The organism is Cerasibacillus sp. (assembly GCF_036516575.1).
GTDB lineage: Bacteria > Bacillota > Bacilli > Bacillales > Amphibacillaceae > Cerasibacillus.
The window spans coordinates 54,708-72,697 of record NZ_DATBTY010000080.1; the positions used below are offsets into that span (position 1 = coordinate 54,708).

Below are 17,990 nucleotides of genomic sequence, written 5' to 3' on the forward strand. Positions count from 1 at the left end.
TGGAAATTAAGAAAGAGAGGTATAGTAAATGAAAGCTTGGATGGGTAAAATCAAAGCCCTCATATTAATGGGCCTCATGGCGGTCATTTTAACAGGCTGTGGAAAAGAAAACCTAACCGCCCTAGTACCTAAAGGATATGGGGCAGATGAATCAATGAAGCTGATTATCCTAACGACGGTTATTATGGGTGGGGTATTCTTAGTTGTTGTTATTGTTTTAGCTTATGTTTTAATTCGCTTCCGCAGAAAAAAAGGCCAGGAGAATTATATTCCGAAACAAGTTGAAGGAAATAAAACACTAGAAACAGTTTGGACTATTATTCCGGTTATTCTCGTAATAATCATGGCGGTCCCAACAACACTTGTTTCATTCGACTTAGCTGATGCAAGTGATAGTAAGGATCATATAAATATTGATATTACAGGAAATCAGTACTGGTGGCATTTTAACTATCAAGATGAAGATATTCAAACGAGCCAGGACTTATATGTTCCAGTAGGTGAAAAAGTTTATTTGAATATGATTTCTTCTGACGTGATCCACTCTTTCTGGGTTCCATCTATTAGCGGTAAAATGGACGTCAACCCTGAAAACACCAACACAATGTATATTGAAGCTTATGAAGAAGGTGTATATTGGGGGAAATGTGCTGAATTATGTGGACCAAGTCACTCTTTAATGGACTTTAAAGTGGTCGTTGTAAGTAAAGAAGAATATGAGCAATGGGTAGCAGATATGAAAAATTACGATCCAGAGAAAGATGAACCAGAAAGTGCCGTTGCTAAAGAAGGTAAAGATTTATTTGAAGAAAATAATTGTATGGCATGTCATGCCATTGGTTCATCACCAGTACAAGTAGGACCGAACTTAACAAACTTTGGTAACCGTTCAAGAATTGCTGGTTACAAAGAAACTACAAAAGAAAATCTGGTGAACTGGTTAAAAGATCCTGAAGAAATGAAACCAGGAAACTTAATGACTGGAAAGTATCCAGAACTTAATGATGATGAAGCAGACAAGATTGCAGAGTACCTCTTGCAATTAAAAGTAACAGATGTTACGCCTGATAGTGCAGGCAAATAAAATTAACAATAAGAATGATTTAGGGAGGTTTAATCTGTGAGTATAGCAGTTAGTGAAAGCAGTGCGAAGGCACAGAAAAGAAGTATTGGTGCTGTACTGTGGGATTATTTAACAACTGTCGATCATATGAAGATTGCTCATTTATATATTTTCGGTGGGGCGTTTTTCTTCATCCTCGGTGGTATTGAAGCGATTATTATTCGGATTCAATTATTAGTACCGGAAAATGATTTCGTTTCTGCAGGATTTTACAACGAAGTCATTACAATGCATGGTACAACAATGATATTCTTAGCGGCCATGCCATTATTGCTTGGTTTAATGAATGCGATAATGCCACTACAGATTGGTGCGCGTGATGTTGCATTTCCATTTTTAAACGCATTAGGTGTATGGTTATTTATCCTTGGAGGATTATTATTAAATTTAAGTTGGGTCTTTGGTGGAGCACCAGATGCTGGTTGGACTGCATATGCACCATTATCAAGTACATCACCCGGCCATGGTGTTGATTTCTATGTTATGGGTCTACAACTTGCAGGTGCTGGTACTTTAATGAGTGGAATTAACTTCTTAGTTACAATCATTAACATGCGTGCACCTGGAATGACATATATGCGGATGCCGTTGTTCACATGGACAACATTTATTACAAGTATCCTAATTTTATTTGCATTCCCGGCATTAACAGTAGGACTTTTCTTATTACAGTTTGACCGTATGTTTGGTGCAGCATTCTTTGATGTTGCTCTTGGTGGTAATACGATTATTTGGCAGCATTTATTCTGGATTTTCGGACACCCTGAGGTTTATATTTTAATCTTGCCTGTATTCGGGGCATTTAGTGAGATATTCTCTACATTCTCTAAAAAACGTATTTTTGGTTATACTTCCATGATCTTTGCAACAATGTTAATTGCGTTCTTAGGATTCATGGTTTGGGCTCACCATATGTTTACAGTAGGTATGGGGCCAATTGCTAACACTATTTTCTCTGTTGCAACAATGGCGATTGCTGTTCCAACAGGTATTAAAATCTTTAACTGGCTCGCAACAATGTGGGGCGGTAGTGTTAAATTAAACTCCGCTATGTTATGGAGTATCGGATTCATTCCATCATTTACAATTGGTGGTATGACAGGTATCATGGTTGCAACAGTAGCAGCTGACTATCAGTATCATGATACGTATTTCGTTATTGCTCACTTCCACTATACAATTGTTGGTGGAACGGTAATGGGTATTTTCGCAGGTTTAACTTATTGGTGGCCAAAAATTTTCGGCCGTGTGTTAAACGAAACGCTTGGACAAATTACGTTCTGGACATTCTTTGTCGGTTTCCATATGACATTCTTTATTCAACACTTCCTCGGCCTAATGGGAATGCCACGCCGTTACTGGGTATTCTTGGAAGACCAAGGATTAGATACTGGTAACTTAATTAGTTCAATCGGTGCATTCTTAATGGCAGTCGGTGTTATCGTGTTTATCATTAATGCTATTTATGTGTGGTTAAAAGGTGAAAAAGCAGCAAATGACCCATGGGATGGTCGTACATTAGAGTGGACAACGGCTTCACCTCCAGAACATTATAACTGGAAACAAACACCACTAATTCGTGGTCTTGACTGCCTATGGTTAGAAAAAACTGAAGGTAATGGAAAGATGATTCCTGCGCATCCATTGAAAGATATTCATATGCCGAACGGATCGATTTTACCATTTATTATGTCTTTAGGATTCTTTATTGCTGGTATCGGATTTATTTACCAAACAGACAATAAATTATGGTATATCGCTCTCTTTGGTGGAATGGCTATAGCGTTATTGACTATGCTTGTTAGATCTGTTCAAGATGATGTAGGACATTATATAACGAAAGAGGAATTAAAAGGGGAGGCTGAATAAACATGAATCATGATCATATATTTAACCCGAAATCATTGCCGCATTCACCTGAAAAGGCCACCCTTGAAGGTAAAAACAAGTTTCTTGGTCTATGGTTTTTCTTAGGCGGTGAAACCGTACTATTCGCTAGTTTGTTCGGGACATTTATTGCTTTAAGAAATTCTACAGCAGGCGGTCCTTCGTCCGAAGAGCTCTTCGGACTGGAACTCGTCTTTATTATGACAATTCTATTATTAACAAGTTCTTTAACAAGTGTATATGCCATGTATCATATGAAAAATCATGATTACAAAAAAATGCAACTATGGCTTGGTATTACTGGCCTATTAGGCATAAGTTTCTTAGGATTAGAAATCTATGAGTTTACACATTATATTACTGAGTATGGTTTTACTTTCCGTTCTTCTGCATTCGGATCTGCCTTCTATACATTAGTTGGCTTCCATGGTGGACACGTTACATTCGGTATCGCTTGGTTAATCGTCATCATGATTCGTAATGCGCGAAGAGGACTCAACTTATACAACGCACCGAAATTCAATACATTTAGCTTATACTGGCACTATATTGATGTCGTATGGGTGTTTGTATTTACCGTTGTATACTTAATGGGAAAGGTGGGTTAAAACATGACAGACAACACCAATACCAACCAATTAACTGATTATCATAAGCAAAAAAATAAGGAAGAAATGAAACGTAATGTCATTTCCTTCGCATTAATGATTATTTCGACAATTATTGCTTTTGTAATTGTTGGAAGTGGAATTATGGATCGAATTTTTGCGGTATTTCTTCTGTTTATCCTAGCGACTATCCAAGTTGCTTTCCAATTCTTTTACTTCATGCATATGAAGGATAAAGGTCATGCATTACCCGCAGTCATGATTGTTGGAGGTACATGGGCAGCATTTTTGACTGTATTTGGTTTAGTAGCCGCTGTTTGGTGGTAATGCCACCCGAATTAAAAGAGAGATCAGGAAGATGGCCTGATCTCTTTTTGATTTTTATATAAACTGTCGCTATTTTGTCAGATTAAACACATGAATATAGTGTAAACATGATGTATACTAAGAGAAACGATTCACATCTATGGAGATGATATTATGTGGCTTGAGTTACAAATATTTGGTTTCCGTGCTTTATGGAGCCCATACTTCTTTTTATTTGTTTTAGCTCTAAGTATTGTATATTACCTTGTTACAGGTCCGTATCGACATAAGATTGGTGGTACGAATGTTGATAAGCCAACAGTAACCGAGCAAGTTCAGTTTTATATAGCAATGATTATATTGTATGTTGTTAAAGGGTCACCAGTTGATTTACTTTCACATATTATGTTAACATTTCATATGACACAGATGGCATTACTATATTTAGCTGTTCCGATTTTAGTTATTAAAGGCTTACCGAAATGGATCTGGGAAAAAATCATTTATCAGCCGGTTGTTTTTCCAATATTAAATCTTTTAACGAAACCGATAATAGCAATTTTACTTTTTAATGGTTTGTTTTCTTTGTATCACATACCACCAGTATTTGATTTTACGAAATCATCTCTAATTGCACACACAATAAGTACATTAATTTTATTGTTTGCTGCATTTATTATGTTTATGCCTGTTATGTCACCTGTTAAGGAATTTAACCGTTTAAAACCACTAGTCAAGATTTTTTACGTATTTGGTAATGCTGTGTTAATTACACCAGCATGTGCTTTAATTATCTTTGCCGATGTACCATTATACGAGGCGTATACAGCCCATGGTGCTTGGATTCAGGCCTTAAGCCTATGTGTTCCAGGTGATGTATTAACTGACATACCTACACAATTGTCTGGACCTGAAATGTTTTCACCACTTAGCTTATTAGATGATCAACAACTAGGTGGTATTATTATGAAGATCATGCAAGAAATCACATATTTTATCATACTAACACAAATTTTCCGTGCGTGGTTTACTGCTGATAAACTAAAAGCAGATCCTATACCAACAAATGTACCTGAAACACATTAAAAAAACCTATGAAGAGGGGAAGAAAGTAAAACATGCCAGTATTACCAACGATTAGTACATTTTTTATTATTGTTAGTGCTATTTTAGTAGCCATTGGATGGCGGCTGATTATTAAAGGAAAGAAAGCGGCTCATAAAAAGACAATGATAGCCGCAGCAATTAGTGCGCTCGCTTTCTTTATTATTTATTTATCGAGAACCGTTTTTATTGGGAATACAAGTTTTGGTGGACCAGATGATATTAAAATCTATTATACAATCTTCTTGTTTTTCCATATTTTATTAGCGACAACAGGTGCCGTTTTTGGTATTGTGACATTAGTGTTAGCTTTTAAACGAAATATTCCAAAACACGAAAAAATTGGCCCAATAACAAGCGTTATTTGGTTCTTTACCGCTATTACTGGAGTAATGGTTTATCTTCTATTATATGTGTTCTACAAAGGTGGAGACACAACGAGTTTAATCAAAGCAATCCTTGGGGCATAAAAAGAAAAAATGTGTGGATTTTATATCCACACATTTTTTATGTTGTTAAATTTTAATATTCCATTTGATAATATTTGCTTCTTTTGCAGACCGATATGTGATTACAATGAGTGGACCGAGAATAAATCCTAAAAACCCAAGTAGTTTTAGACCTAAGAACATGGCTATAAGCGTAATAAGTGGAGACAGACCAATTTGTTTCCCCATGACCTTCGGCTCTACAATCCGACGAATAGCAAGTAAAATAATCGCCAGAATAGCGAGTTGGATTCCCATCGACACATTATTTGTTAAAAACATAAACAATGACCAAGGCCCTAAGATGATAATTGATCCGACGATTGGAATTAAGTCTATAATCCAGATGATTAACGACATAATAATCGCCACATCCGGAGCAATGATGAATAAGCCAATTAATGAAGCTCCAAAAATAATTAAACTAAGTAAAAACTGGGCTTTAAGAAATCCAAGCATCACTTCTGATAACCTTTTGCCCATGAATCTTACTTTTTCTGCGGTTGAATCCTTCATTAAACCCATCGTTCTAATCTTTAGCATTGGTAGTTCGATCATAAATAAAAACAAGGCAATAATATAAACGATTAAACTAATCAGATACTGTGGTATTTTAGAAACAAGTTGTGCAATATTATCGATTGTAAATATTTTTCGAGCCTTATCTGACAAAGCTGTTAAATTTTCCTGTAAACTACTTGTGACTTGTTTAACAAATTCAGGAGGTAAATTCCGGGCATATTGCCGAAAGTGTGTTTCCCAATCTAGATATATGAGTTGAAGCTGTTTAAAATAGGTCGGAACATCTTCTACAAAATTAACAATTTGTGTAACGGATATCATGATTGTAAATGTCCCAAGCACACCAATCAATACAACAAAAAGTAAGAAAATCACAATAACCGATATTTGCCGAGAAAGTTTTAATCTTTTCTCCAGAAAGCGTACAGCTGGATTCAAAATAAGAGCCGTTATAAAGGCGACGACAAGGGGAACGGATATCGGTAAGATAAAATAAAAGGTTAAAATGATTAGGATGGACAAAATGATTAATGTCCAATGTCGTTTAGTTATTTTACGAAACAATCGAATCGTCTACTCCTTTCTGCTCTTAATAGTGATATATAAAAATATAGCATTAATTTTGATATTTGAACAGATATTTTATTAACTTTTTTAGTCTAAAAAACCGACTGTTACTTCGATGAACAGTCGGTTAGTGATGCTAACATAATCATGTTATTTTTTATATTGAATCAGTTCGTCTTTTGCTTCCTTTATCAAATTGTTAGCACGTTCAATAAGGTTTTTTGGGAAGTTTTCTTCTTCACCATATTCAATTCCATGCGGGTAGTAATGCTTACCTAGTAATGGTGTCATCAACTTAATGACAGCATCCCCACGGTCAACATCACCTTCAATGGCATATCCTTGAATACGGACATAATATGTAATATTTTTTTCTTGTGAGCCTATTTTATAATCATATGTGACACGCTCATAATCCCATTGACCGGCACGGATGAAGGCATGTTTCCCCATAACATGATCGAGCGGTTTTAGGTCAATTGTTAAATCTTCTATACCTAAATTTTCCAACTTCATTTTTCTCACCTCACAAATTTAGTCCTTACTAAATTATCATAGTATGAAAACGTATAACTTGCAATTAATATGGGTATGATTCATGTGGCAAATAATGATCAGCATCATTTACTTCATTTATTGGAATTGATAGTTTCATTATAATATAAGTATATCTTATTCATTTCATCCATATATATAATATATCAAATAGAAAGGGTGACGAAGATTGCGACACACTAAATTAGGCGGTTTAATCGTGCTATTTGTTATTGTTGGATTCATTTATGTATATGAGATTAATCCCAAGTCTCAAAATTTAGTAGTATTTCCTATACTAGAAAAGAAAAGTGAAGTTAAGTTAAAGGGCTTACCGAAAGAAAAGTTAATTAACAAACAATATACAGGTTCATTATTTGACTGGATTGGCAAGAATGCTGAATCATTGAAAAAGGTATATGGAGAGCCCCATCGTCAAGACTTGAGCGCTTACGGTTATGATTGGTGGGTCTATTCAAATAAACATTTTTATTTACAATTCGGCGTTGAGAAAGGCAAGATAAAAACGGTTTATGGAACTGGAGACCTTCCAATCGAACCACTTAAAATTGGACAAACGTATAAACAGATTAAACAAGATATATCGTTTTCAAATAAGGTGACGTATGAAGAGAAATTAAACAGTTATCAGTTGCGCTTAACTGATGAAGAAATAGAGGCCCGTCCATTAATTAAGATGACAGATGACATATTTATGCAATTATATTTTGATACGTTTACACACAAGCTATCAGCTATCCGGCTTTTGACGGGCGATATATTACTAAAGCATCGCCCATATGAAATCATGTATCGTGGTCAATTACCAGCAGTTAAAGAATTAACAGAAGCCGAATGGCGGAAAGTAGAAAAAGGGATGGAAGAGCAGATATTTGATATCACAAATATGTTCCGTAAACAATTAGGCGTAGGACATGTTGTTTGGGACCGTGTAGTAAGTGAGGTTGCTTATTCGCATAGTAAAGATATGGAGAACAAGCAGTATTTTTCACATTATCGTTTGGATGGAAGTGGTTTAAAAGAACGGCTACAAGAAAAAGATGTATTCTATTTATCTGCTGGTGAAAATATAGCTGCCCAGTACCCAGATGCACCTGCGGCAATGGCAGGCTGGTTAAATAGTGAAGGACACCGTGAAGCTTTACTAAATAAACAATACACACATCTTGGCGTGGGTGTTTATCGATTATATTATACGCAAAATTTTTTAGGGAAACCGTAGTGGTATAATCACATAAGCCCGACAAAATTCATATCATGAAAGTAGGATGATGTGAGAATGCGATTGTTGGGAGTGAGTAATATGAGTACTTGGAAGATAGATCCCTCAGTAAAAGAATTTAAAGCATTTATTAATAAACACCCAAGGCTGATTGCTAATATTAGAAAGACAGGCCGTTCATGGCAAGAATACTATGAAAAATGGGTTTTATTAGGTGAAGATGATGTATATTGGGAAAAATTTAAGCAACCAAAATTAGAAGAAGTTACAAAAGGAAAAAAATCTGAAATTTTCACACAAATAATGAACTTAACGAATCAAATAGACTTTGATAAAGTACAACAACAAGTGAGTCAATTAAATAAAACCCTATCAACCGTTCAACAACTCATTAATCAATATAAACGTCAACATGATCCAACCCCAAGGCAACCAGGTCCACATCAGATGTTCAATTTTTTTAGAGACTAGGTTATAATAATAAAAGCAGATTAAAATCGAATATTGTGTACTTGATTATGGTAGAATGGGATGTGGAGGTGGATGCCATGATTGTAAATCAAGACATGATGGAATTACTTGATAAAGCAGACCAAATAAGCGATATGATCCTTCAATCAGAGGCGTACAGAACGTATAAACAAGCGCACAACCATTTAGTACATGATCAAGAAGCACAGGAGCTCATTCAAGCTTTTGTTCATATAAAAGAGGCGTATGATGAGGTACAGCGTTTCGGGCGGTATCATCCAGACTATAATAATATTATGAAAAAGGTTAGAGCGAAAAAACGTCAGATGGACTTAAATGAAAAAGTCGCCACTTTCAAAGTCGCCGAAAGACAGTTCCAGAAGTTGCTAGATGACATTAGTGAAATCATTGCTCATAGTGTAAGTGAACAAATCATGGTGCCAAAAGATGGGATCATAGATGGGGCTTGTGGCTGTGGATCCGGTGGTAGTTGTGGTTGTCAAGCATCATAGAGATTATGAAAATGTCATAAGTGAGGTAAAAAATGAAGATGGAGCAAATTGAGCGCCAGGGGATAATTGTATGGTTTCAACATAGAAAAAACTTAAAGAAAATTAGGCGATACGGCCACTTGCTTTATGCATCTAAGCGAATGAAATATGCCGTACTCTATGTTGACCAAGATAAAATTGATGACATTGAGCGGCGATTGTTAGAGTATCCATTCGTATCTAAGGTAGAAAGATCCTACAAGCCGTTTGTTAGTACAACATTTGAATATGTTATGCCAGATAAAGCGAAACAATATGATTATAAATCATCATAATGAGTTTTTCTGAAATAAAAAAACCTGCAGAATAAATCTCTGCAGGTCTCTTTGTTTTCAAAGAAAACAAAGAGGCAAAGGGAGAGGAGAAACCGGAGAGAACTTATGGGGAAGTGTAAGTCTTCTCCGTGTTCTAAACAGCTATATTATGTAGCTGTTTCATTCGTTATTTTAGACATAAAGATAAAATATATACATTTATTTTTAAAATTAAACATTAATTTTAGGGAAATATAGGCATTACAAAGGGTTATGACATGCAAAAAAATGATGCTTTGTGGTAGGATAAATGTCGAGTGATGTAGTTTGGGGTGGTTAAATGCGGGTGATTGCAGGAAAATATAAAGGAAGAGGGCTTCAATCTGTACCAGGTCAAATGACAAGACCGACTACAGATAAAGTTAAAGAAGCAATCTTTCATATGTTGGGCCCTTATTTCGATGGTGGGCGTTGTTTAGACCTATTTGCAGGTAGTGGGTCTTTAGGAATCGAGGCATTAAGCCGTGGAATGGATGAAGCCATATTTGTGGACAAGCACGTAAAAGCCATTCAGACAATTAATCATAATTTAAAGGCATTGAAAGTTACTGAGCATGTAGAGGTATATCGGAATGACGCATTCAGGGCATTAAAGGCGATTCATAAAAGAGATTTGACATTTCAGTTGATCTTATTAGACCCACCCTATAAAAAAGGGAATTATCTTTTATTATTGGAAACGATTACTTCCATGCAATTATTGGCAAAAGATGGTTACATATACTGTGAACACGATGTGAAGGAACACCTGCCACAAGAGCTAAACGGTCTCTTTCAAATAAAACAGCATCACTATGGGGACACATCAGGTATTACGATCTATTCAAGGGGGAACGAATAAATGGGAAGATTAGCAATTTGTCCAGGAAGTTTTGATCCGATCACAAATGGTCATCTAGATATTATTGAAAGAGGTGCACGGGTTTTTGATGAAGTGATTGTTACTGTTTTCAATAATCAATCAAAAAATCCGTTATTTTCAGTTGAAGAACGTCTAGAGTTAATAAGGAAGACAACGAAACATTTACCAAATGTAAAAGCCGATTCCAGTGATGCGCTATTAATTGATTATGCTATAAAGAAAAATGCCCAAGTTATTTTACGTGGTTTACGTGCTGTTAGTGATTTTGAATACGAGATGCAAATTACATCTATGAATCGCCGTTTAAATGACCAAATTGAAACATTATTTATGATGACAAATAACCAGTATTCTTTCTTAAGCTCAAGTATTGTCAAAGAGGTCGTACAATATGGGGCTTCTGTTTCTGAACTTGTTCCAGAAGACGTTGAAAAAGCACTTAGGAAGAAATTCAATCTTTTATAATCTCAATCGTCCTGTGTAGAACTCAAATGAAAGCGTTGAGAATACAACACAGGACTATTTCATCGTTTGCTTACCCGCTTAAGTAAGATGGATAAAGCGACAAAGAGACTTATTAATGTGAATATAGGACCGATCTGTTTTAGTTGGATGATCCATTCATACCAAATATAATCGTCTGCTGGATGTATGACAGGAACATCTGACGGCAAAGGTTGTTTTCGAGCCAAGTATAGTGGTTGATATAAAAATATCGTTAATATACTTGCAATTAATCCGTGTAATATTCTAGCAAAGAAGTAAGGTTTAAAACGAATATCTGTTTTGGCAAGAATGCTTGCAACTTGGGCCTGTATTGAGAATCCATTAAAGCCAAGTATGAAACTAACAATAATTAATTTTTGTAATAATGAATCAATGTTAACCTTTGAGATAAGATTGACTCCTATCGTAATCTCAAACAAACCAGAAATAAACGGTAAACTTAATTCAAGAGGCAATGACAAGATAGAGAATAATAAGCCGATCACTTCAGAAATAAATGGTGTAATTTGGATTAAGTGTAACATCTCTGTTAATACTGAAAATAGAATGATAAAGCCCCCAACCATAACTAATGTCTGGATTGATTGAATAATAGCGTCTCCTAATACCATCCCGATTGGTCGTTGATCGTTTATACGAAATTGATGCATGTCTTTTAAAGCTAATTTCCAACTAAATTTACCAGCTGATTTACTGAAAGTTTCTTTCTCTTTAGAACGTCCATAAAAGCGCATGCACAATCCAACGATAAAGTTTCCTGCATAGTGTGAAATAGCGATAAGTAAACCTAGGCTTACATCATGAAAAAAACCGACAGCTATCGCCCCAAAGATAAAAAGAGGGCTTGAGGCATTTGTGAAAGAGACAAGTCGTTCTGCTTCAATTTGAGTAAGTTCTTTTTCTTCGCGTAGTCTTGTCGATATTTTAGCTCCTGTTGGATACCCACTAGCCATCCCCATTAACCAAGCAAAACTCCCTACACCAGGGACATTAAAGACGGGTCGCATAATTGGTTCCAAAAGGCGACCGAAAAATTTGACGACACCAAAACTTAGTAATAATTCAGCCGTAATAAAAAAAGGTAATAGTGAAGGAAAGACAACTTCCCACCACATACTCAATCCGAGGAGACTGGCTTCATATGCTTGCTTTGGAAATGTAACGAGCAAAACGGCAATCATAAGCACAAGGCTAGATAAAAGTATTGTTTTAAACAATTGAATCAACATATTTCCTCCTAAATCTTTGAAGGTGTACTTCTTTTTTTTCTCGTAGTAAAATATGAGTATTATATAAATATAAAAGTGAGTATGTAAGAGCATGTCTTTATCAATATACGCAAAGGTTGTCAGTAATTATGCCAGTTTTTATCAGGAGTTAGTTAAACAAGATTGGAAGGGGTCAATTTATGAAAATCACTAAAAGGTCAATTTTTTCTATTATTATTGCTATATTAATTGCCGTGTTTTTATCGTTATATCAGCTCCCTTACTATATTTATAAACCAGGTGAAGCCGATCCGCTTAATCCGATTGTTTCGGTAGAAGGTGGACATAGTAGCGAAGGAGAGATGCATCTTGTCACTGTTAGAGGTGGACCAGCGACACCTATTCAATATTTAGCAGCCAAATTTTTGCCGCATCAAGAAGTCGTTCCAATTGAAGATGTTATTCCTGAAGGAGTCGATGATGAGGAATATTTTCAAGCGCAATTGTTAATGATGGAAAGTTCACAGCAGGCATCCATTATTGTTGCTTATAAGGCAGCGGAGAAACAGATTAACATTGAATATAATGGTGTCTATGTCGTTTCTGTAATCGATGATATGCCCGCTAGTGGTATACTTGAGTCTGGTGATGTAATTGTTGGTGTCGATGGTCATGCTATAAAAGAAGCCGATGATTTAATTCAGTATATTGAAGGGAAACAAGCGGGAGACTCTTTATCTCTGGATCTTATTCGTGATGATCAATCATTAGTAAAAGAAGTCACTTTAGAACAATTTGATACAGAAAAGGAAAAAGTAGGAATCGGTATCAAACTCGTTACAGATCGTCATGTGAATGTTGAACCAGAAGTCCATTTTTCTAGTGGAAATATAGGAGGACCTAGTGCGGGGCTTATGTTTGCATTAGAAATCTATGATCAATTAACTGAGGAGGATTTAACAAAAGGCTTAAATATCGTTGGTTCAGGGGAAATTGATTATGATGGTAAGGTTCACCGAATTGGTGGTATTGATAAGAAAGTTGTTGCTGCTCATCGAAAGGGATGTGACATCTTTTTCGCTGCTAATGAAAACGGGCGAAAAGGCTCTAATTATGAATTAGCTAAGAAAACGGCTGAACAAATCGGTACAGATATGGAGATTGTCCCGGTTGATACATTTGATGACGCATTGCATTATTTACAACAATTGAAATAAGATATAAACCGAGACCCTTATCGAAAGGATCTCGGTTTTAATTTTTGTCAATTATTGGACCGCGAAATTCCTGGTAAATCATTTGTTTCTGTACTTTGCGAGGAAGTGGGCTATAATAGATGCGAGAGGCTCTTTCCTCAACTGTTAATAATGGGTGCATTTTTCCGCTATATCGGGAAATAAATGGTGCAATACAAGCGTTCCTTTGGGAATTTAAATATGTTTGTCCAATTGCGTTCATTCCTAGAATACGAATGTATGGCATTTTTTTAAGTTCTTTTAGCGGGTTCATTTCCTGTTTTGTCGTATGTGTAAGGATATGGACAAACATCCTTTGTAATCTCGTCCATGTATATCGCTTTGTTTTTAGTTGTTTCATCCAATCGTCAAAAGAGACCGCGAATGGAGCGGTTTTTTTAATACGGTATTCAAGACCTTCATCGACTCCTTCAATCTGTGCAAGATCATTGGTTGACATCGTAGTTACTTTATAATGTAAATATGGAAAATAATTCTCCCAATGATGCCATATTCCAGTTTTTTCTTTATAATATGTTAACTGCTTATATGATGAGTGCGGGATGGTTGATAAGATAGCATCATGCTTTTCATTTTGCTTGATTAGCTTTGTTCGGATGCTCGTCGCACTTGCTATTGAGTTTGTTATCTGAACATCATGATAGTTGTTTTTAATACGTTTAATCGTATGCGGTTGAATGGGTAAGTTGGAATCTAAAATTTCTTTGATATAGCTAAATCCTAGAATATTATTTGGCTTTGTTATATCAAGTGGCAGTTCAGGAAAAATCATCTCTACCGCATGTTTACTAGCGCTTGGAAAGGATTGACCTCGAGATAACATGTTTTTAAGTGTATGCTGATATTGAGTTTTATTTTGTTTCATTTGTTTATAATGCTTTTCAAAAGGAGCAACTCGCCCCGATTCACTACCAAAACAAAGGTGTTTACCATTTAGGGCATGTAAAAGCTGAACAGCGCCTCTTGCGAACAATTCGCTATTTTGAACAGCAAAAGCATAAGGTAATTCAATGACAAGATCGACTCCGGCCTGTAATGCCATTTGTGCTCGATAATATTTATCTATGATAGCTGGCTCGCCACGTTGTAGGAATGAACCACTCATGATAGCTATAATCACATCTGCCTTTGTTATTTGACGGGCCTTTTTTACATGATAAAGATGTCCATTATGAAAAGGATTATATTCAACGATTAACCCACACGCTTCCATATATCCATCTCCTTGTACGATAAAAGTGACTGTTTAAATAGTTTACCAAAAATCAATTATATTCGCATGTAATGTGTTAAAATGATAAAAGATATGAGAAGTAATATTTCGTATTGACAAAATGAGATTTTCTATATAAAATTATTCTTGTTGCCTTGAGGTGATAATAATGAAGTTTTCTTTAGCACAAATAAGAAAAAATACAGCTAATAACAGGTCTTTTCATTTTGAAGAGGATATCAGCGTTTCAGATTTAAAGCAATTATACGATGATATTCGTGATATTGGTTCTGCCCACGTAACAGGAAATTGTATCGTTCGTGGCGAACAAATTATCTTCACGTTACGTATCCAAGGGGAAATGATACTACCTTGTGCCCGTACATTAGTGGATGTACCATATTCTTTCGATATAAATGCAATAGAGATTTTTTCAACTTCGCAATACTTATCTGAAGATGAGAAAGAAGAAGAAATCCATCCTATTCAAGGAGAAGTGCTTGACTTAGCACCATATATAAAGGAAAATATCATATTAGATATTCCTTTCCGGGTGATTTCTGAAGAGGCTGATAAAGAGAACAATGTACCTCGAGAGGGACACGGGTGGCAAGTCGTTTCTAAAAGTGAATTATCACAAGAACAAACGATTGATCCCCGAATGAAAAAATTACAATCACTACTTAAGAATCATGAAAAAGAAAAGTAACGATATATACACTTTTCTTTAAAGGAGGTGTGTGTCGTGGCAGTACCTAAAAGAAGAACATCAAAAAAGGTAAAAAACCAACGCCGTACTCATAAAAAATTACATGTACCTGGATTAGTAGAATGCCAAAATTGTGGAGAATTAACTAAACCGCATCATGTATGTAAAGCATGTGGCCACTATGATGGAAAAGAAGTTGTAGCAGAATAAAATGTATGTATAGAAAAACAGGTTACTCTTTGAAGTGATCTGTTTTTTTCTTGAGTTAAAGCTTGAGTTAAAGACGGGAGGGAATATGTTGGAAGCTGGAGATGTGATATATCACTTTAATGAAGAACATTTATATGGGCTAATACGGATTGACCGTCCAGAAAAACGAAACGCCATATCTGAAGAAATGGTGCGTTCATTCTATAAATCATTACAATATGCGAAGGAAAACCCAATCAAGTGCCTAGTAATCACAGGAACTGATGAACGTATGTTTTCAGCAGGAGGGGATTTAAATGACTTGAATGCTGATTTGTCGGAAGATGAGGCCTTTCATAAATTATCAAAAATGAGTACTGTTTTACGAGAAATCCTCGAATTCCCTGTTCCTGTTATCTGTTTATTAAATGGTGATGCTTTAGGAGGCGGATGTGAGCTTGCGACTGCATGTGATATTCGGATAGCAAAAGAAGGGACAAGCTTCGGATTTGTCCAATCAACTATAGGAATCACACCAGCTTGGGGTGGTGGTGCCATTTTATATGAAAAGGTACATCCGAGTTTTGCTTTTCAGTGGCTTTTGCAGGGCGGAATTTATTCAGCAGACCTATTGAAAGAAAACGGTTGGATTCATGAATGTATTCCTAAGACAAAATGGAGTTGTTTAGAGGAAATCATTGATCCATACTTACGTAAATCAAGACATTTACTGCAAACCTTAAAGCATCAATATCAACATAAACTATCACTAAATAAGTTAATAGGGGAAATGGAGCTAGAAGTTAAACATTGTGCTGCATTATGGCAAACACCAGAGCATATTACTGCAGTAAACCACTTTTTAAAGGGTAAACAATTACATAAGCTGAAAGATTAAAACAACTATTCTATCATACCTATTTCTTGCATATACTGAAACTAAACAGAAAGTAAGGGGTGATAGGATGTATGTCACACGTCAAGATGCATGGACAAAAGAAGAAGATCATATTTTAGCAGAAACCGTTCTGCGCTTTATTAAAGAAGGTAAAACACAATTAGAAGCTTTTAAGCTCGTTGCTAATCAATTGTCACGTACATCTGCTGCATGTGGTTTTCGGTGGAATGCCACACTACGGAAAGAGTATAGCGATGAAATTGAAGCCGCAAAGGAAGCGAGAAAGAAAGGCAATCATACACATCATATATTAGGGGCAAACGGTGAGTCAGACAAAGATTCAATTGAAACAGCTATTTCATTATTGAAGAAATTAAAAGTGCAATACGGTGCTCCGCAAAATGAGCAGTATGTCCGCGAAGAGACAGTTCAAAGACTTGAAGAAGAAAATCAAGCATTACAGAATAAATTAAGTCTTTATAAAAATGCGTGGAAAGAAATGGAAAAGTTATGGCGTTGGGTTGAAGAAAAAGCAGAATCGTAATAATTCTTTGTAATAAAAGAAAAACGCTGCTGCACGGTTATTAGTTGCATCAGCGTTTATATTATTTTTATTTGTCATGCGTCTTTTCTTTAACCCCTTCCGGCAACCAAATGAGTGGATTCTCTCCTAAATCTCTTTCCATATCATAATGTGCTTTTTGGAATCCCATCTTATTCCAAAACTGATGCGAATTAATACGAGGATTTGTTTTAATAGGTAGTTGGAAGCTTTTCGCATAATTAACAAGGGCACGTCCATAACCGCGTCCACGATAGTTAGGGAGCACTTCAACTTTCCAAAGTTCCATATAGTCTTGTGGCGGATCAAAATAGGCATCGTATTTTTTATCGACTTTATATAAGCACATACGAGCCACTAATGAATCTCCGTAATAAATGCCATAGAATGGTGATTCACTATTGTTTTCAATCATATTAGATTGAAGTTCTTCTAACATAAACAGTTCTTGATGTCCGTACTCCCTAAAATGTTTAAACGCTTCCAATGTTTTGTAGTTAATCAGTAGCTTATCAATTTTAACCATGTCCAATTCCTTTCCCCCTCATAAAGTTTGTTTAGGTGTAACTTTATCGCCTTTTCAATCGGACTTATTCATAAAAATTGTATCTGCCAGTGCACCTGTTACTTTTACTGCAGGCGAACGCTTTCCATGGCTTGGTTTGAGCCTTCTCGCTAGCAAAAAACTCATTCTTAGGATCTCAAGACTCATGTTTTCCCGAGGAGTCGTAAGCCTTCCGTTTCAAGTAACTTGGTTTGGATCAATTCTTGAATGAGTAAAAACCTTAAATAATATGTCAAATGTTGAGAAACTGTGGTTTATCTCTCTTCATATATTATAATATAAATATATGGAGAATAAAATATT

Annotated in this window: 22 protein-coding genes; 17 read left to right on the forward strand and 5 right to left on the reverse strand. The window is 35.7% G+C overall.

What is annotated here, in order from left to right; all coding sequences use genetic code 11:
* The first annotated feature begins 28 nt into the window (after positions 1-28).
* From coxB to VIG73_RS14085, 6 genes are all read left to right on the forward strand, one after another.
* A complete protein-coding gene (gene coxB / locus VIG73_RS14060; RefSeq protein WP_331643104.1) occupies positions 29-1,084 on the forward strand; it encodes a cytochrome c oxidase subunit II in 1,056 nt (351 codons plus the stop codon).
* 36 nt (positions 1,085-1,120) lie between these two features.
* The gene (gene ctaD / locus VIG73_RS14065) at positions 1,121-2,992 is read left to right on the forward strand and encodes a cytochrome c oxidase subunit I (protein ID WP_331643106.1); all 1,872 of its coding nucleotides are present in this window, start codon (positions 1,121-1,123) and stop codon (positions 2,990-2,992) included.
* 2 nt (positions 2,993-2,994) lie between these two features.
* On the forward strand, positions 2,995-3,618 hold the full coding sequence (locus tag VIG73_RS14070; protein ID WP_331643108.1) for a cytochrome c oxidase subunit 3: 624 nt from the start codon (positions 2,995-2,997) through the stop codon (positions 3,616-3,618).
* 3 nt (positions 3,619-3,621) lie between these two features.
* A complete protein-coding gene (ctaF, locus tag VIG73_RS14075; RefSeq protein ID WP_331643110.1) occupies positions 3,622-3,945 on the forward strand; it encodes a cytochrome c oxidase subunit IVB in 324 nt (107 codons plus the stop codon).
* 153 nt (positions 3,946-4,098) lie between these two features.
* Positions 4,099-5,010: a cytochrome c oxidase assembly factor CtaG gene (gene ctaG, locus VIG73_RS14080; protein WP_331643112.1), complete on the forward strand. Its 912-nt coding sequence runs from the start codon at positions 4,099-4,101 to the stop codon at positions 5,008-5,010.
* Between the two features lie 32 nt (positions 5,011-5,042).
* Positions 5,043-5,498, forward strand: coding sequence for a DUF420 domain-containing protein (locus VIG73_RS14085; protein ID WP_331643114.1), 456 nt, complete (start codon positions 5,043-5,045; stop codon positions 5,496-5,498).
* A gap of 45 nt (positions 5,499-5,543) precedes the next feature.
* On the opposite strand, the gene ytvI is transcribed toward VIG73_RS14085, so the two are convergent.
* Both ytvI and VIG73_RS14095 read right to left on the reverse strand, forming a co-directional pair.
* Positions 5,544-6,602, reverse strand: a complete 1,059-nt coding sequence (gene ytvI, locus VIG73_RS14090) for a sporulation integral membrane protein YtvI (protein ID WP_331643116.1) — start codon at positions 6,600-6,602, stop codon at positions 5,544-5,546.
* A gap of 153 nt (positions 6,603-6,755) precedes the next feature.
* Positions 6,756-7,121 (reverse strand): YugN family protein, encoded by a 366-nt coding sequence (locus tag VIG73_RS14095; RefSeq protein WP_331643118.1) that lies wholly within the window; start codon positions 7,119-7,121, stop codon positions 6,756-6,758.
* Positions 7,122-7,329: 208 nt separating this feature from the next.
* Between VIG73_RS14095 and VIG73_RS14100 the strand changes: the two genes are divergently transcribed.
* The 6 genes from VIG73_RS14100 to coaD all read left to right on the forward strand — a co-directional run bounded on the left by VIG73_RS14100 (position 7,330) and on the right by coaD (position 11,045).
* Positions 7,330-8,382 (forward strand): CAP domain-containing protein, encoded by a 1,053-nt coding sequence (locus VIG73_RS14100; protein WP_331643120.1) that lies wholly within the window; start codon positions 7,330-7,332, stop codon positions 8,380-8,382.
* 81 nt (positions 8,383-8,463) lie between these two features.
* On the forward strand, positions 8,464-8,853 hold the full coding sequence (gene ylbD, locus VIG73_RS14105; RefSeq protein ID WP_331643122.1) for a spore coat protein YlbD: 390 nt from the start codon (positions 8,464-8,466) through the stop codon (positions 8,851-8,853).
* Positions 8,854-8,930: 77 nt separating this feature from the next.
* The gene (locus VIG73_RS14110; RefSeq protein ID WP_331643124.1) at positions 8,931-9,365 is read left to right on the forward strand and encodes a YlbF family regulator; all 435 of its coding nucleotides are present in this window, start codon (positions 8,931-8,933) and stop codon (positions 9,363-9,365) included.
* 38 nt (positions 9,366-9,403) lie between these two features.
* The gene (locus tag VIG73_RS14115) at positions 9,404-9,679 is read left to right on the forward strand and encodes a YlbG family protein (RefSeq protein WP_331643153.1); all 276 of its coding nucleotides are present in this window, start codon (positions 9,404-9,406) and stop codon (positions 9,677-9,679) included.
* Positions 9,680-9,998: 319 nt separating this feature from the next.
* Positions 9,999-10,559 (forward strand): 16S rRNA (guanine(966)-N(2))-methyltransferase RsmD, encoded by a 561-nt coding sequence (rsmD, locus tag VIG73_RS14120; RefSeq protein ID WP_331643126.1) that lies wholly within the window; start codon positions 9,999-10,001, stop codon positions 10,557-10,559.
* Positions 10,560-11,045 carry a pantetheine-phosphate adenylyltransferase gene (coaD, locus tag VIG73_RS14125; RefSeq protein WP_331643128.1) on the forward strand — a complete coding sequence of 162 codons (486 nt, stop codon included), beginning with the start codon at positions 10,560-10,562 and terminating at the stop codon, positions 11,043-11,045. It begins immediately after the preceding gene.
* Between the two features lie 59 nt (positions 11,046-11,104).
* Here coaD and ylbJ read toward each other — a convergent pair whose 3' ends face one another.
* Positions 11,105-12,316 (reverse strand): sporulation integral membrane protein YlbJ, encoded by a 1,212-nt coding sequence (gene ylbJ, locus VIG73_RS14130; RefSeq protein WP_331643130.1) that lies wholly within the window; start codon positions 12,314-12,316, stop codon positions 11,105-11,107.
* Between the two features lie 179 nt (positions 12,317-12,495).
* Between ylbJ and VIG73_RS14135 the strand changes: the two genes are divergently transcribed.
* Positions 12,496-13,512 (forward strand): SepM family pheromone-processing serine protease, encoded by a 1,017-nt coding sequence (locus VIG73_RS14135; RefSeq protein ID WP_331643132.1) that lies wholly within the window; start codon positions 12,496-12,498, stop codon positions 13,510-13,512.
* Positions 13,513-13,549: 37 nt separating this feature from the next.
* Here VIG73_RS14135 and VIG73_RS14140 read toward each other — a convergent pair whose 3' ends face one another.
* Complete coding sequence (locus VIG73_RS14140) at positions 13,550-14,764, reverse strand: nucleotidyltransferase (protein WP_331643134.1); 1,215 nt, start codon at positions 14,762-14,764, stop codon at positions 13,550-13,552.
* Positions 14,765-14,933: 169 nt separating this feature from the next.
* On the opposite strand from VIG73_RS14140, the gene VIG73_RS14145 reads away from it, so the two are divergent.
* The 4 genes from VIG73_RS14145 to VIG73_RS14160 all read left to right on the forward strand — a co-directional run bounded on the left by VIG73_RS14145 (position 14,934) and on the right by VIG73_RS14160 (position 17,104).
* The gene (locus tag VIG73_RS14145; protein WP_331643136.1) at positions 14,934-15,473 is read left to right on the forward strand and encodes a YceD family protein; all 540 of its coding nucleotides are present in this window, start codon (positions 14,934-14,936) and stop codon (positions 15,471-15,473) included.
* Positions 15,474-15,509: 36 nt separating this feature from the next.
* Positions 15,510-15,683: a 50S ribosomal protein L32 gene (gene rpmF / locus VIG73_RS14150; protein ID WP_146935500.1), complete on the forward strand. Its 174-nt coding sequence runs from the start codon at positions 15,510-15,512 to the stop codon at positions 15,681-15,683.
* 88 nt (positions 15,684-15,771) lie between these two features.
* Positions 15,772-16,560, forward strand: coding sequence for an enoyl-CoA hydratase/isomerase family protein (locus VIG73_RS14155; RefSeq protein WP_331643140.1), 789 nt, complete (start codon positions 15,772-15,774; stop codon positions 16,558-16,560).
* Positions 16,561-16,627: 67 nt separating this feature from the next.
* Positions 16,628-17,104, forward strand: coding sequence for an RsfA family transcriptional regulator (locus tag VIG73_RS14160; RefSeq protein WP_331643143.1), 477 nt, complete (start codon positions 16,628-16,630; stop codon positions 17,102-17,104).
* Between the two features lie 67 nt (positions 17,105-17,171).
* Here VIG73_RS14160 and VIG73_RS14165 read toward each other — a convergent pair whose 3' ends face one another.
* The gene (locus tag VIG73_RS14165) at positions 17,172-17,648 is read right to left on the reverse strand and encodes an N-acetyltransferase (protein ID WP_414648421.1); all 477 of its coding nucleotides are present in this window, start codon (positions 17,646-17,648) and stop codon (positions 17,172-17,174) included.
* Positions 17,649-17,990 lie beyond the last annotated feature (342 nt).